Origin of the sequence: Solidesulfovibrio sp. C21 (assembly GCF_047785625.1) — a bacterium.
Lineage (GTDB): Bacteria > Desulfobacterota > Desulfovibrionia > Desulfovibrionales > Desulfovibrionaceae > Solidesulfovibrio.
This window is the reverse complement of record NZ_JBLODY010000026.1, coordinates 1-14,424: the sequence shown is the minus strand read 5'-3', so window position 1 is coordinate 14,424 and position 14,424 is coordinate 1. Positions and strand designations below refer to the sequence as shown.

Genomic DNA, 14,424 nt, shown 5'->3' with positions numbered 1-14,424 from the left:
GAGTAGGTTTAATGAATATAAATAATGATGATGCTATAGTTTTTATTGATAACGTTTGGAATTATAAAAATAATGAAGATAAATCTTACGGATTTTTGACATTATCAACACTGGATAGTTTAAAGAAAATGAGACATTCCCATTTCCAGTCAAACAATCGTAGTGATATTAAAGATTTTGTTGCCAACAACCGAAATTCTCGCAATATATACTCGAGCATTGGTCTCTGCTTTGATAGTCCAAGATATGGGAAAAAAGGGAAAGAATCTGATGTGACGGCTATTGCTGGATTTGCAATTGATGTAGATATATTGGGACCTGGACACAAAGAAACAAAATTGCCACCAACAATTGACGATGCGCTTGATGTAGTAATGAATAAAATGCCAATAAAGCCAACAATGATTGTCAATTCTGGTGGTGGTTTTTATCCATATTATCTGTTGAAGAACATAATAACAATTGAAAGCTATGAACATCAAGTATTTGTCAAGGCTATATCATCTGGGCTGCAATCATATCTTAGAAGGATATTTAATAGTAAAGGATGGAAATTAGACAATACATCGAATTTAGATAGAATTTTCAGACTGCCGGGAACATTTAATTTCAAAACAGATACACCACGACTTGCAAGGATTATGTCTTTAGATAACACTATGAGGTATGATATTGATAATTTTGATGAATTTATAACGGATATATCTCAAGCGAAGGGAGTGGTTATGGATAATCAAAAATCGGTCATGTTGTCCTCGGTCGATGCGATAATTGAAAAGTGTTCTTGGTTGAAGCATTGTCGTGATGATGCTGCAACTTTGAGTGAACCAGAATGGTATGCATCAATTTCAATCTTATGTCGTTATGAAGGTGGTGAAGAAATTATACATCAGTGGGGAAATTGTTATCCAGGGTACTCAGAGAAAGAAACTAATGATAAGATTGCACACGCCATCAAAGATAGCAAGCCTGTTACGTGTGAATATGTCCATACTACATTGCAATGCGGAGGGTGTGAAGCGTGTCCGTCCTGGGGAAATACAAAAAGTCCAATTTCAAAAAAAAATAACAGCAATGCCAATGACGATTTCATCAATAAAATTAATGAACAGTATGCGCTCGTTAAAATGGATGGAAATATACGGATTATTGATATTGTTGCAAATGATGGCCATAAGCGTAATGCGCCTAGATTTTATAGTCCAGCAGCGTTTGTTATGTATATGAAAAATAGACCAGTGTATGAGGTTGACGAAAACGGAAAATCTAAAAAGAAAAACGGGGGGAATTATTGGTTGGAGTCTCCAAATAGAAGGGAATATGAGGATTTAACTTTCTGCCCAGGAGAGTGCGACCCCGCCTATTATAATCTGTGGAAAGGATTTGCGATTGAACCTAATCCACGAGCTTCGTGTGATTTATTTAAAAAACATGTCTTGGAAGTCATCGCTAACAACGATATCGGATTGTATAAATATATTATGGGATGGTTGGCACAGATGGTCCAGCATCCTGAAAATAAACCAGGGACGTCTTTGGTTTTAAAAGGTGAACAAGGAACAGGAAAAGGTACATTTGTATTGTATCTTGCGAAAATATTCGGTGTCCATTATTTGCATCTGTCAAATCCCTCTCAACTGGTTGGGAAATTTAACGCGCAACTTATGAATAAGGTTTTGGTATTTGCTGATGAAGCTTTTTATGCTGGGGATAAATCAAGTGAATCATCATTAAAAATGATGATAACTGAACAAGAATTTGTTGTTGAAGGCAAAGGTAGAGATGCCATCCAGGTTCCTAATCATTTGCATTTGATACTTGCAAGTAATAATGAGTGGGTAGTTCCAGCAGGGAAACGGGAGAGACGTTATGTTGTGTTAGATGTGAGCACTAAGTATATGCAGGACCGCAAGTATTTCAAGGCAATGAATTCAGAATTTGAAAATGATGGTGCTGGAGCATTGCTTGACTATTTGTTAAAGTACGATTATTCAAGTATTGATGTAGGGGTTGTGCCGAAAACTCAAGCCTTATGGGAACAAACGTTGTTAAGCTCTCCAGTTGAATTTAAATTTTGGTATCAGATGCTTGAAGATGGGGCTAATGGAAAAAACAACAAGTGGAATACATATATTAGCAAGAAATATTTGTATGACAATTATTTGGTGTATGCCAAGGATTTACATGTAAGAAATCCATTGGCGCAATTAATTTTTGGACGCCGTGTGAATGAACTGTGTAAATCACTTAGCTCAACGAAGAAAAAGGATGACTTAAGAAATGATTACGGTCATTGCTACATATTCCCACCCTTAGAAACCTGTCGTCAGGAATTTGAGGAATTAATCAAGTTTAGCGTGTTTAAATCTGCGGACAACAGCCACCAATTTGAAGGTTTGGTTGGCGATGAAGATATTCCCAACGATTTTAGACAAGAGATAGATAGTCTTCTAGATGGTGGGTCAGTGGATTGTCATATTATCAACTAGTTGCATAAAATTAGTTTGTTAGTCCTAGTCCTAAGGATAGGTGCTAGGACTAACAAAATTATTCGCTCCCAATGATTGTATGTATTAATAAATAATCAGTCCTAGTGCCTCGTTATTGGCTGGGACAGAAATTATGTGCATTTTCTCGTTGTTTTTGAGATTAGTCCCAGATGTCCGGGTTTATTTGAAAAATTGTTCAATAAGAAAACAGACTCATTACCATAAGCGGGCTTGGTTGATTTTATGAATAGACATTTTCATTAAAAAACTAGGACTACTGGGACTTATCAATGAAAATGTCGTAAAAATGAGCAAAATCATAGTCCTAGTACTAGTCCTGGTGCTTAAATGTTTTCTAAATTATTACGAATTAGTATTTCAGAAGCTATTGTCTGTGAATCATTTTTTTTTGTCCTAATATGAAATAGTATTTGCTCGGATTAAAAATTGAATGGCGTATCGAATTGTTTAGTTGCGTTTGAACGTCAAGGTATCTATGTTGAGGTTGCTTTAACCATTGCCGCATTGTTTTTAACAACTTGTGTTTAATAAACTCCATGAAAACTTATAGTCTCTTCAGGTTAATGTTTCGGATATGTCTTTAGCATATTTCCTGCGTTGCTAGTGACTTATATGAACTTCCTGTACCGCTACCCTTGTAAAAAACTAGCCTAACTCAAGGTGTTGTGGGACCAGACCAGAGGCAAGAACTTTTTTTGAAAACGCCCAAAACGGAGTGGATTTATACCGGGAAAAGTTCACTTTACTTTTTACTTTTAGTTTTTGTAAAACATATAGTGTAAGTTACTGACCGATGTTATTTATATCATTTTCAATCTTTTGTTGGCCACGTAGTGTTTTATGCATTTCACTACGTGGCATTTTAATGGTTAAAATGTGTACTCAATACTATCAGTGCTTTTTCCATCGCTTTTGTCTTCCATCAGTTGCTTTAAAATATCTACAATATTGTTATGGTCGTCTTCGTATTCATCATTTGCTTCAACTGTTTTGATTTGATTGTTCATCGGTTTTGTTGGATTTGTGAATTTGAAACTGTTGTCATTCAACAGAAATTGAACTATTAAAAAATTTACCATTGAATTAATGCTTATACGGTTTACGTTACAAAATTTTTTAAGTTGTAACCCGTTGGAATACTCAGTATAAATATCTAGCCGCATTTTGGAAGGATTATCAGTTGTCTTTGACATATTAACCCCTATTTTTTAATGATTCCTTTTTTGATTTTGTTGTCTACTATTTGGCACAATGCATCACAAAGTATGGTCAAGTGTTTAAGGTCAAGAGCTTCTACGCCATATTTTTCAAGGATTTGGTGCAGCCGGCGTAATTTTACCTGATATATAACTTTTTTGTTGATTGCCGATGTACTGGCTGGTGATAATTTAAAACGATTGTTTACGTTTGTTGTTTTTGTTGTTTTGGGCTTCATTCTCATACATGTAGACCTCTTTAATTAATTTTTTGTAAGGTTTGAACTATACATCTCTTGGCGAGCTGATATATCAATGGATTATACCATTTATCTTGCAACGAAAATACATCCTGTCCCAAGAATTGGTCAAATTGTTCATTGTCAATTATTGAAAAATTTAGCTTGGATAATAGTTCAGATAGGCTTTGTTCTAGTACTTCTGGTTTGTTCAATATATTGTTTTTGGTGCTTAACACTGTTAGCCAATATTTATAGTAAGTCATTGATTTGACACAAAATCTGTCAATCTCTTTAGAAGACATATTCTGAATGGTTTTAGAGTTGATGTCCTTTAGTACATTTACCTTGTAACCTTGATTTACAAAAAATATACTAATGTCATTTAAATTTTCATTCTCATACAAGTAAACTCCTTTTATTCCAGATTTCTTTAAAAGGTTTATACAGGTCTGTGTTATTGTATACCCAGGGATTGGAAAACTCTTATTGTAATGTTTGGCTTTTAACTCAAATGTTACGTCTCTCGAATCTGTTATTAAGACATTTCCGTTTGACTCGCTGACGCTTTCGTTAAATAGCATACAATCAACTAAATGAATGTTTTTCTCAATTATGTCTTCAATTTTAATTTCCATAATTTTGTTTACTCCATTTCCATACATACATCGTTATTGGTTGTTTTAATTAAAAAAGTTAATTTCGGACAAAGTAAAATCATCTAAAATATGTTTTAATTCCGGCATTGAAAATGAAAGTGATTTTTAAAGTAAACTGCCAAGTGCTGTTGGATATCAGCACTTGTTACTTTCAATGAAAGTAACATTTTATAATGAACTGAAAGTGAAATGAATGGTTGCCGGAATTGGGAATCCATCCCGGCAGCCTCCAGGATGGAGAAATCTAAGTCTATGATGTCCCGGAACTTTGCCGGGTATATTCCATATTTTTCTAGTGTGAAAATATCTCACAAATTAGCCGCGTTTGGTAGGCGAGGGATAGTCCAAGCTACCAATAGCCCCAGCACGGCAAATACGGGCGTATATCGGCCCTAAATTTGCTATCCTGGGATATGCGCGTGGGTAACTTGGGTAAGTGGGCGAGCCATGTCGAGTCGGCCAGGGGGTGGCCCGAGGTAATGCGCGGCAGGTCGAAAGAATCATCAAATTGTTGACAAATTCGATAGGAAATATTCTTGACAAATTCACTCGTGTTTTTTACAAATAACCTAACGAACGTTTGGAGAAATGTTAAAATAAGGAGATAAATTATGAACGGTAAATATATCAAATACTTGCGGGTTAGCACTAAGACACAGGGGCAATCTGGCCTGGGATTAGAGGCGCAAGAGGCTGCAATAACTCAATATCTCAACGGTGGCACGTGGGAAGTCATCGCCGAATTTATGGAAGTGGAATCCGGCAAACGTGATGACAACCGCCCGAAACTGCAATGTGCTATACAATTAGCTAAGGCCACTGGCGCTAAACTTTTGATAGCGAAGCTCGACCGCTTGAGCAGAAACGCGGCTTTTTTGATGAGTTTAAATGATTCCGGGGTTGATTTTGTTTGTTGTGACAATCCTAATGCGAATAAATTGACCATTGGTATACTTGCGTTGGTAGCACAAGACGAGGCTGAGCGAATATCGTTAAGGACCAAACAAGCCCTTGCTGCTGCTAAAGAACGTGGTGTAAAATTGGGTGGCGCTAATGATAGAGTGCCTACTGGGCATCTAAAGAATTATGGCAATAAATATGGTGTTGCGGCTTTAAAGAAAAAAGCGCAATTAAAAGCCGATGAATTGCGTTCAATTGTAGAGCCACTATTGACGGACTGTTTGACGTTGAACGATATCGCGCTTAGGCTGATGGATATGGGGGTATTGACTCCACGTGGTGGGGGCAAGTGGTATTCCGCAAGTGTCTCTCGATTGCTAAATCGTTTAGGATTAAGTTTAGCTAGTTGATTTGTGGTGTAGGGCTTAGTAATTTTTTTGCTGCGATAATATGGTCCTGGCAGTAATATATTTCTAGTGAAACATAAACCGTCTATGTTTTGTTATCTTTTGTTGAGTCTGAAGCAAATCTTGCTTTGATTTTATTTAAAACTGTAGGAAGTTTTTGTTGCCAGTTTTTGATGATTGTTTCACGAGTTTCTGAAGAAATTTTGATATTTTTTTCTTGTACTGAATATTTGTTGGCTTCAAGAAATTTTTTTGCATCATTTATAGTTGTAAAATATTTTGGTATTAAGTTGAGGTTGAACGTGTTTTCGAGTACGTCTATGTCTATTGTTTTCGATTCTTTTATTTCGTGTGCAATGTTAGAAGTCGGTTCTGTGGGGAATAAGGCTTTCCCTCCTTCAAACATTTCATAGTATTTATTTGATTCAGTTGGTGTTATTTTTAAATATTCATAGTTGATATGCGGGAGTTTGTTGAAGTCATTGCCAAAAAACAGAGGAATAGAGCAGGCTTTTTGTTCTTCAGGTCGAGGAAGCCCTTGGAAACCTATTGGGTTAAAAAAATTGGTATCGTGTTTATAAAGTCTAGAAAAATCAATGGTGTATAATACCGAATAGTGATTCGTGTCTAGGATAGGTTCGTATTCGTTCGTTAATGAGTTTTTTAACTTGCAATATGCAAAAAATAACGCCACATCCTTGGAGCGGGTGACGTCAATAAATGTGGTTGAAAATCCATAGTGTTGAGCTAATCCTTCAAGGTCAATATGGAAATGTTTTCCATCAAAAACCCACTGCCTTAATTCTTTAATTATTGGATGTGAACCTAGTAAAAATTTATAAAATTCGTAGTTTTTTAATATTTTTACAAAAATACTAAGTTGGTCCATCTTTCTGTATAAAGTCGGAAAGCATTGCTCGTGAAATTTCGTCTGCCCTCTATATAGGCGGGGGTTAAATTCTGGCCCAGGGAGGAGGGTGAACTTGTTTTCGAATTCAACGGCGTAAAAGTCGTCAACCGATTCGGAAGTTATCATTCCGAGGTTGTTTATTGTGAGACAGTCGTCAGTGGTTGAAAATGATAACAGGATGTCAATATATTCTTCCAATTTCAATATTCTTTTGCCAAAAGGAACTTTTCCGATTTCTATAGACATTGATTTTTTAAAGTTAGTTAGAGATTGTACCAGTCTATTTGACTAGTTTTTGTTGATGAAAATATCTTGTGTGCATTAGTCTCGTAGTGTCAACTCTGAAATTTAGTTTACTGATTACGTCGTTGTATAATTTTTCAACACTATATGCCGGTGCATAATAGTCTAGGCTCATATCCCTATCTCTGTGCCCAATGAGTTCGTGTATCTGTCTTTCGGGTAAATCTTGCTCTTTGCATACCATTGCAAATGTAGACCTCCAACAATGAAATGTCTTTTTGTTATTTTGTTTTATTGGAGCAATGCCTAATCCTTTAATATAATCAGCATACCAGCGTGTCACGGTAGAACCATATGAATAATTTTTAAATTGTAATTCTGGGAATATCCTATTGTCCTGATTTTTTGCAACCATATTTACGTAAGATTCAAATCCAAGATTCAATACTGCCTTGTGTAATGGAATATCTCTTTCGCCTGCTTGTGTTTTAACTGATTGATTCTCTCCAGTTGATGATATTTTTATATAAGGAATTCCACTGAATATTACATCTTTGCGTTGTAGTTGTGCTAATTCATTGATTCTGCAACCTGTATAACAACCTAATATTGGCAGCCAGTATTGGTAGTTGTTTTTAAACACGCTCTTCAAATAGTAGTCAGAGAAAAATATTTTATGCAGTTCTTCAATAGTATATGGTTCAAATATTGTCCTGGATTCTTTTCGGGAGCGGAACTTCCCTTGTGCATAATTTATTTCCATATATCCGCGCGTAATAGACCACTTGAAAAAGCTGGAAATATGTTCAACAATATTTTGGATTGTTCGCGGTGAAATTACTTCTTTGCACTTCATTTTTATAAGAGCTTCAATGGTTTTCCCTCTGTATTCTGGCTTTTTGTTTCTGTGTGCTGGAATTTTTTGTAACGTGTCAACAAATGTATTCATTACTTCATGGCTGATTTCTTCAAGGTGTATGTCTCCAACGATTTCAAGAAACCAATTTGTGTAATTGTAGTAATCTTTAGAGGTTGTTTTCTTCCAATTTGATTCGTTGAGCTGTAAGTAATCATCTATTGCTGCGGATAGTTTCTTTGATTTTTTGATTTTGCATTTTGTTTCAATGAGAACGTTTTGTTTTGGAATGTTCAAGTCTAATTCTTTTAATATGGTGTTTTCCGAGTCATAATCACCCATAAGCCTATTCTTTATTATTTCAAAGTATTTTATGTTGTACTTTGTACGTAAATGACAAAACAGTTTTACTAGTTCTTCTTCGTCCTCAATGTTCAAGTTTAGTATTTTTGATAGGTTGATTGAATCGTCTTTTTTCTCCCAATATCTTCCTTCTCGGAGATTTGTTTTTTCATTATCAATTATATTCTGACATTCATCAGTCAGTCTTGAAATGTCCCCCGTTGTCTTCCGTGGCTTTACCGCGTGGTCTATTTCCCACGAAAGAAGTTCATTTTTGAGCTTTGCTATCAGCTTTTGATGAATTTCTATGTGCTTTTCTTGGAAATCCATTAACCGTACCTCTTCAAAGTACGCTTTATACAAAGATAACAAAAAAATTGCACGTGTTTTGGCCACACGGCGATATCCGGTGCGGAGACAGTGCCGAATTTCGGTTTTACCGACCAGGGCGGCGAGTTCCCCTGGGACCCGGACCCGAAAGTAAAAAATATTTTGATTAGGCTTAAGGAAGGTATAGGGCGGGGGAGTGGGCACGGTCAATTCTCCTTCACGGAGAATTTTTTGTGGCACCATTTTGTGACCCTACTGGCTTGGACCAAAAGAAGATGCCCAAGGCATCAGGGTATTGTCCTGAAATCCTTAGGCATCTTTCGATATTTGGTAGCGAGGGAGGGAATTGAACCCCCGACACTGCGGATATGAGCCGCATGCTCTAACCGTCTGAGCTACCTCGCCAGATGTCTCCGGCAGCGGAGAAGAGGGTGTTTAGCCGATCCGGCATCCCTTGGCAAGTATTTTTCGCGGGGAATTTCGCAACCCCTATTTCGGCCAGAAGAAAAAGACCGTCGCCGCCAGGGCCAACCGGTACCAGGCAAAGGGCCGCAGGGACATGTGTTTGACCAGCACGATAAACCCCTTGACCGCGACCAGGGCGGAGAGAAACGACACCACAAAGCCGATGGTCAGAATCCACAGGTCGTCGGCGGAAAACAGGGCCGCGCTTTTGTAAAAGTCGTACAGCGTGGCCGCGAACATCAGCGGCACGGCGGCGATGAAGGAATATTCCGCGGCCAGACCGCGCTTGGCCCCGAGCAGCATGCCGCCCATGATGGTGGCCGCCGAGCGCGAAAATCCCGGCCAAAGCGCCAGACATTGGAAGCAGCCGATGCCAAGCGCCAGCCCCGGCGTCATCTCGTCGAGGGTATAGAAGCGGTCCCGCTTCTTGCGGCTTTCCACCCAGAAGATCATGAGCGCGCCCACGGCCAGGGCCATGGCCACGGTGGTCGGCCCGAAAAGATAGGTTTTGATGGCCTTGCGGGTGGCCAGCCCCAAAAGCCCGGCCGGCAGCGAAGTCAAAAAAAGCATCCACAAGCCGCGCGGGCCGGAAAAGGCGTGCAGCGGCTTGGGCGAAAGCAGCCACCAGAAGCGTTTCCAGTAGAGCACCACCACGGCCAAAATGGCTCCGAGCTGGATGATGACGTCGAAACTGTCGGCCTTGGCTCCGGTGAACCCGATGAGATGGCCGACGAGAATGAGATGGCCGGTGGAGGACACGGGCAAAAACTCGGTCGCTCCCTCGACAAGGCCGAGGATGGTGGCGGCAAGGGATTCGGTCATGGGAAAAGCTGCTCCTGGCGGGGAATATCCTGTATCCGGGCGGCTCTACCCGATGGCCGGGCAAGTTGCAAGCCGGCTTGTGCTCGTGTATGTCTTGAGACCGAGCAAGGAGGCTTCATGGCCACGATCATGCCCCAGGGCGAACTCATGCGACGCGCGGTCAAATGGGTCGACGCAAAACGCGCCGAAACCAATGAACCCTTGGCCGCGCTTTGCGAAAAGGCGGCCGTGCAGTTCAATCTCGGTCCCAAGGACGCGGCGTTCTTGGACGGTTTTTTCAAGGAACACAAGGAGCCGGGTCGGGACTAAGGGCGGCTTCGGCCAGGACGCGGCAAAGCGCCTCCCGGCCAAGCCCGGTCTTGCCGGAAAAAAGAATCGGCGGGAAGGCGGGTCGCGCCAGTTCCCGCCACTCTTTTTTTCGGGCTTCCTGGTCGCGCTGCTTGCATTTGTCGGCCTTTGTCAGCACCACGAGCACGGGTATGTGCCGGGACCGTAGCCAGTCGACCAGCTCCACATCCAGGCGCTGGGGCGGCAGGCGGCAGTCGACAAGGGCGGTTACGGCCCGTAACTGACTGGTCTTCTTGAGATAGGCATCGATGAGTTTGGCCCATTTTTCCCGCTCGGCCATGGAGCAGCGGGCGTAGCCGTAACCCGGCAGGTCGACCAGGCAATAGCCGGCGGCCTGGGCCATGTAGAAGTTGAGGCTTCGGGTCTTGCCCGGTGTGGCGCTGATTTTGGCCAGCCCCTTGCGGCCGGCCAGACAGTTGACCAACGTCGATTTGCCGACGTTGGACCGGCCGGCCAGGGCGACCTGGGGTGCATCGACCACAGGGATCTGGTCGGTCAGGTAGGCGGTTGCCAGAAGGGCGAGACTGAGTTCCGTACGTGTTTTTTCCGTGGCGTTGTCCATCCGTGCCTTGTGACCGGCCCGGTTGCCCCCGTCAAGGCGGAGGATGCGCCCAAATGAATGAAGGAAGCAGCATGCGCAAGGTCCGATTGCTGGTGTTAAACGGTCCCAATCTCGGGTTTATTGGCGTGCGGCAGCCGGAAATCTACGGCCATCGCACCATCGAGGACCTGCCGGAAATGGTCCGGGAAATGCTTGGCGAAAGCGTCCAGCGCCTGGAATTGCAGTTCCATCAGGCCAACAGCGAAGGGCATTGCATCGACCGGCTGGAGCAGGCCTGGAAGGATGGTCTGGACGGCATCGTCTTAAACGCCGGGGCCTACACCCATACGAGCCTCGCCTTGGCCGACTGCCTGGCCTGGATCGGCATTCCCTGCGTCGAGGTGCACATTTCCAATATTTTCGCCCGTACCGACGAACCGTTGCGCCACAAGAGCCTGATCGGCCGCAACTGCATCGGCTGCATCGCCGGTTTCGGGCTGACCAGTTACGCCTTGGCCGTCATCGCCCTGTGGCGGCACATCACCGAAAATCCCAACTTCATCTAAGGAGATACAATGCTTTCCACCACCGACTTCCGTCGCGGACTGAAAATCGAAATGGACGGCGTGCCCTACGAAATCGTGGACTTCCTGCACGTCAAGCCCGGCAAGGGCGGGGCGTTTATCCGCACCAAGCTCAAGAACATGATCAACGGCCGGGTGGTGGAAAACACCTTCCGGTCCGGCGAAAAGATGATCAAGCCCGACCTCGAGAGCAAGGACATGCAGTACCTCTACCATGACGGCGAGGAATTCGTGTTCATGGACATGGAGAGCTACGAGCAGCTGCACGTGGGCAACGATCACCTGGGCGAGAAGGGCGGCTACCTCAAAGACGGCATGGAACTCAAGATGCTCCTCTACAAAGGCCAGCCCCTGGACATCGACCTGCCGGCCTCGGTGACGCTCGAGGTGACCGACACCGAGCCCGGGGTCAAGGGCGACACCGTCAGCGGCGCCAGCAAGCCGGCCGCTCTCGAAACGGGCATCTCGGTCAACGTGCCGCTGTTCGTCAATACCGGCGACAAGATCAAGGTGGATACCCGCACGGGCGAGTACATTGGCCGGGAATAACAAGGACGCCGGGAAGGATGCTCCCGGCGGTTTTCGCCTCTCCCGCGAGCTTGTCGGGTTGGCCGCGTTCTTCGTGGCCGCCTTTCTGTGCGTCGCGCTCTATACCATAAGCGACGGTGACCCCGGTTTCAACCAGTCCGTCACCCGCCGTGTCGTGGCCAACAAGGCCGGGTTGGTGGGGGCGTACGTGGGGGGGGCTCTGGCCGACTTGTTCGGCCTGTGGGCCTATCTGGTCCCCCTGGCCATCGCCTGGCGGGGACTGCGGTTCCTGGCCCCCGGCCTCAAGGTCCCCTTCTGGCGTGGGCTCGGGGCTTTTTTCCTGAGCCTTGTGCTGCTGGCCTTTCTGGGTTCGCCCTGGGGATTTTTTGGCCTAAGCCTCGGCAATGTGCGGGGCGGCGGCGGCGCCGGGCAGCATCTGTTCGGATTTTTGAATCGTTACTTGAGCTCTTTTGGCGCCTACTTTTTCCTGACGTTCGCCCTGATCGCCGCTATCCAGGTGACCTTTGGCCTCACCTGGACCAATTTCTGGCGGCCGGTGCTGGATGTGGCCAAGGAAAAAGGCTGGCAGCTTTATGATGCCTGGCAGGCGTGGCGGGAGGCGCGGGCCCAGGCTCGGGAGGTCGCGCGGGAGGAACGTCTGGCCCGGGAAGAGGCCTCGCCGTCCCCTGGGCGCGATAAAAAGCCGGCCAGGGAAAAACGTCCGCCCGCCCCGAAGAACTCACCGGCCGTCGATGCCACTGCCGCGGGGGCTCCGACCGAGGCCGTGGACCGCTTTCTCGACGCCATTGTCGGACAGGTCGCCCGGCATGACGAACCGCCCGCCGCGCCGCCGGCCGTTCCCCAGCCGGCCCTTTCGCCTCCGCCTGCGCCGGTCATCCCTGCCGCGCCCAAGCCCGCGCCGGCGCGCGCGGCCAAGGCCCCGGCCAGGAAGTCCACAGCGGGCGACAATCCCATGCCGCCGCTGGACCTGCTCTCCGTGCCGCCGCCGGCCGAGGCCGCCCCGGCCGACCCGGAAGTCTGCCGCCGGCAGGCCGAAAGCCTTATTACGTGCCTGAGTGACTTCGGCATCCAGTGCGAGGTCACCCGGGTCATCCCTGGGCCTGTCGTCACCATGTTCGAGGTCAAGCCCGCTCCCGGGGTCAAGATCAGCCGTATCGTGGGCCTTTCGGTGGATCTGGCTTTGGCCATGAAGGCCCTGGCCGTTCGCATCGAACCCCTCTCGGGCAAGGATACCGTCGGCGTCGAGATCCCCAACGCCCGGCGGCAGACGGTCTATTTCCGCGACGTGCTCGACACCGAGGCCTTTCGCGCCTCGTCCTCGAAATTGACGCTGGCCATCGGCAAGGACATCCAGGGGCGGCCGCAGGTGGCCGACCTGGCCCGCATGCCACATCTGCTCGTGGCCGGCGCGACCGGCTCGGGCAAGAGCGTGTGCATCAACGGGATCCTGCTTTCGATTCTCTACAAGGCCACGCCCGACGAGGTGAAGCTGCTACTGGTCGACCCCAAGCGCATCGAGCTTTCGGTCTACAACGACCTGCCCCATCTGGTGCATCCGGTGGTGACAGAGACGGCCATGGCCAAATCCGCCCTGGACTGGGCCGTGGCCGATATGGACCGCCGCTACGAGGCCATGGCGCTTTTGGGCGTGCGCAACATCGCCGGTTACAACGAAAAGCTGGCCAAGCTCGGGGATAACCGGCCCGAGGAGCTGGCGGGACTCGAGCCGCTGCCCTATCTCGTCATCGTCATCGACGAACTGGCCGACCTCATGATGACCGCGGCCAAGGAAGTGGAAGTGAGCATCGTGCGGCTGGCCCAGCTGGCCCGGGCCGCCGGCATCCATCTTATTTTGGCCACCCAGCGCCCGAGCGTGGACGTGGTCACGGGGCTCATCAAGGCCAACTTCCCCACCCGCATCGCCTTCCAGGTGACGAGCAAGCACGATTCGCGCACCATTCTCGACGCCGTGGGCGCGGAATATTTGCTCGGGCGCGGCGACATGCTCTATAAGCCGAGCGGCGGCAAGACCACACGCATGCACGGCGCGTTCGTCTCGGACGAGGAAGCGGCGGCGGTGATCGAGCATTGGAAGAGCAAGGCCGCGCCCAATTACGCTCTGGATTTCAGCGACTGGCAAAAAAGCGCCGACGGCAATGGCGGCGGCGACTTCGGCGGCGGCGAGGGCGGCGACGACACGGCCTCGGACGCCGTCTATCCCCAGGCCGTGGATTTTGTCATGGAACAGGGCAAGGCTTCCATTTCGCTCATCCAGCGCCGTTTTCGCATCGGCTTCAACCGGGCGGCGCGGTTCATCGAACAGATGGAACGCGACGGACTGCTCGGCCCCCAGGAGGGCAGCAAACCCCGAGCCGTCATTCGGAATAAGGAATAGGGGAATGCCTCCGGCGGCCAGGGGGAAACTTTTTGAAAAAAGTTTCCCCCTGGACCCCCTTCAAAAACTTTTTAAAAATGGAAACTTGTTCCTTTCTCCATAAGGAACGCTACAGCCCCCTTTGAGAG

At 46.4% G+C, this 14,424-nt stretch carries 12 protein-coding genes, 1 tRNA gene and 1 pseudogene; 6 read left to right on the top strand and 8 right to left on the bottom strand.

Annotated elements, in window-relative coordinates:
• Window positions 1-11 precede the first annotated feature (11 nt).
• Complete coding sequence (locus ACMZ6R_RS09795) at window positions 12-2,489, top strand: primase-helicase family protein (protein ID WP_416110849.1); 2,478 nt, start codon at window positions 12-14, stop codon at window positions 2,487-2,489.
• A 1,222-nt stretch (window positions 2,490-3,711) separates the two neighbouring features.
• On the opposite strand, the gene ACMZ6R_RS09790 is transcribed toward ACMZ6R_RS09795, so the two are convergent.
• Both ACMZ6R_RS09790 and ACMZ6R_RS09785 read right to left on the bottom strand, forming a co-directional pair.
• Window positions 3,712-3,951, bottom strand: coding sequence for a hypothetical protein (locus ACMZ6R_RS09790; protein ID WP_416110847.1), 240 nt, complete (start codon window positions 3,949-3,951; stop codon window positions 3,712-3,714).
• 14 nt (window positions 3,952-3,965) lie between these two features.
• Window positions 3,966-4,583 carry a hypothetical protein gene (locus tag ACMZ6R_RS09785; RefSeq protein ID WP_416110845.1) on the bottom strand — a complete coding sequence of 206 codons (618 nt, stop codon included), beginning with the start codon at window positions 4,581-4,583 and terminating at the stop codon, window positions 3,966-3,968.
• 632 nt (window positions 4,584-5,215) lie between these two features.
• Here ACMZ6R_RS09785 and ACMZ6R_RS09780 point away from each other — a divergent pair.
• On the top strand, window positions 5,216-5,914 hold the full coding sequence (locus ACMZ6R_RS09780) for a recombinase family protein (RefSeq protein WP_416110843.1): 699 nt from the start codon (window positions 5,216-5,218) through the stop codon (window positions 5,912-5,914).
• Window positions 5,915-5,996: 82 nt separating this feature from the next.
• On the opposite strand, the gene ACMZ6R_RS09775 is transcribed toward ACMZ6R_RS09780, so the two are convergent.
• The 5 genes and pseudogenes from ACMZ6R_RS09775 to ACMZ6R_RS09755 form a co-directional block, all read right to left on the bottom strand.
• Window positions 5,997-6,947 (bottom strand): FRG domain-containing protein, encoded by a 951-nt coding sequence (locus tag ACMZ6R_RS09775; RefSeq protein WP_416110913.1) that lies wholly within the window; start codon window positions 6,945-6,947, stop codon window positions 5,997-5,999.
• A 154-nt stretch (window positions 6,948-7,101) separates the two neighbouring features.
• The gene (locus ACMZ6R_RS09770; protein WP_416110911.1) at window positions 7,102-8,592 is read right to left on the bottom strand and encodes a site-specific integrase; all 1,491 of its coding nucleotides are present in this window, start codon (window positions 8,590-8,592) and stop codon (window positions 7,102-7,104) included.
• Between the two features lie 15 nt (window positions 8,593-8,607).
• Window positions 8,608-8,835 (bottom strand): annotated as a pseudogene (locus ACMZ6R_RS09765) (DUF6538 domain-containing protein); the annotation flags it as partial.
• An 85-nt stretch (window positions 8,836-8,920) separates the two neighbouring features.
• Window positions 8,921-8,997: transfer RNA gene (locus ACMZ6R_RS09760), tRNA-Met, on the bottom strand.
• Window positions 8,998-9,081: 84 nt separating this feature from the next.
• Window positions 9,082-9,879, bottom strand: a complete 798-nt coding sequence (locus ACMZ6R_RS09755) for an undecaprenyl-diphosphate phosphatase (RefSeq protein WP_416110841.1) — start codon at window positions 9,877-9,879, stop codon at window positions 9,082-9,084.
• Window positions 9,880-9,996: 117 nt separating this feature from the next.
• Here ACMZ6R_RS09755 and ACMZ6R_RS09750 point away from each other — a divergent pair, with 117 nt between their 5' ends.
• A complete protein-coding gene (locus ACMZ6R_RS09750; protein WP_416110839.1) occupies window positions 9,997-10,188 on the top strand; it encodes a hypothetical protein in 192 nt (63 codons plus the stop codon).
• Here ACMZ6R_RS09750 and yihA read toward each other — a convergent pair.
• On the bottom strand, window positions 10,157-10,789 hold the full coding sequence (gene yihA / locus ACMZ6R_RS09745; protein WP_416110837.1) for a ribosome biogenesis GTP-binding protein YihA/YsxC: 633 nt from the start codon (window positions 10,787-10,789) through the stop codon (window positions 10,157-10,159). The two genes, ACMZ6R_RS09750 and yihA, sit on opposite strands and share 32 nt — an antisense overlap.
• Window positions 10,790-10,860: 71 nt before the next feature.
• Here yihA and ACMZ6R_RS09740 point away from each other — a divergent pair, with 71 nt between their 5' ends.
• From ACMZ6R_RS09740 to ACMZ6R_RS09730, 3 genes are read left to right on the top strand one after another with little or no spacing between them, the layout of a single operon-like run.
• Window positions 10,861-11,334, top strand: a complete 474-nt coding sequence (locus ACMZ6R_RS09740) for a type II 3-dehydroquinate dehydratase (RefSeq protein WP_416110909.1) — start codon at window positions 10,861-10,863, stop codon at window positions 11,332-11,334.
• A 9-nt stretch (window positions 11,335-11,343) separates the two neighbouring features.
• Window positions 11,344-11,901, top strand: a complete 558-nt coding sequence (gene efp, locus ACMZ6R_RS09735) for an elongation factor P (protein WP_416110835.1) — start codon at window positions 11,344-11,346, stop codon at window positions 11,899-11,901.
• Complete coding sequence (locus ACMZ6R_RS09730) at window positions 11,888-14,296, top strand: DNA translocase FtsK 4TM domain-containing protein (RefSeq protein WP_416110833.1); 2,409 nt, start codon at window positions 11,888-11,890, stop codon at window positions 14,294-14,296. The genes efp and ACMZ6R_RS09730 overlap by 14 nt, the downstream gene beginning before the upstream one ends.
• Window positions 14,297-14,424: the final 128 nt, after the last annotated feature.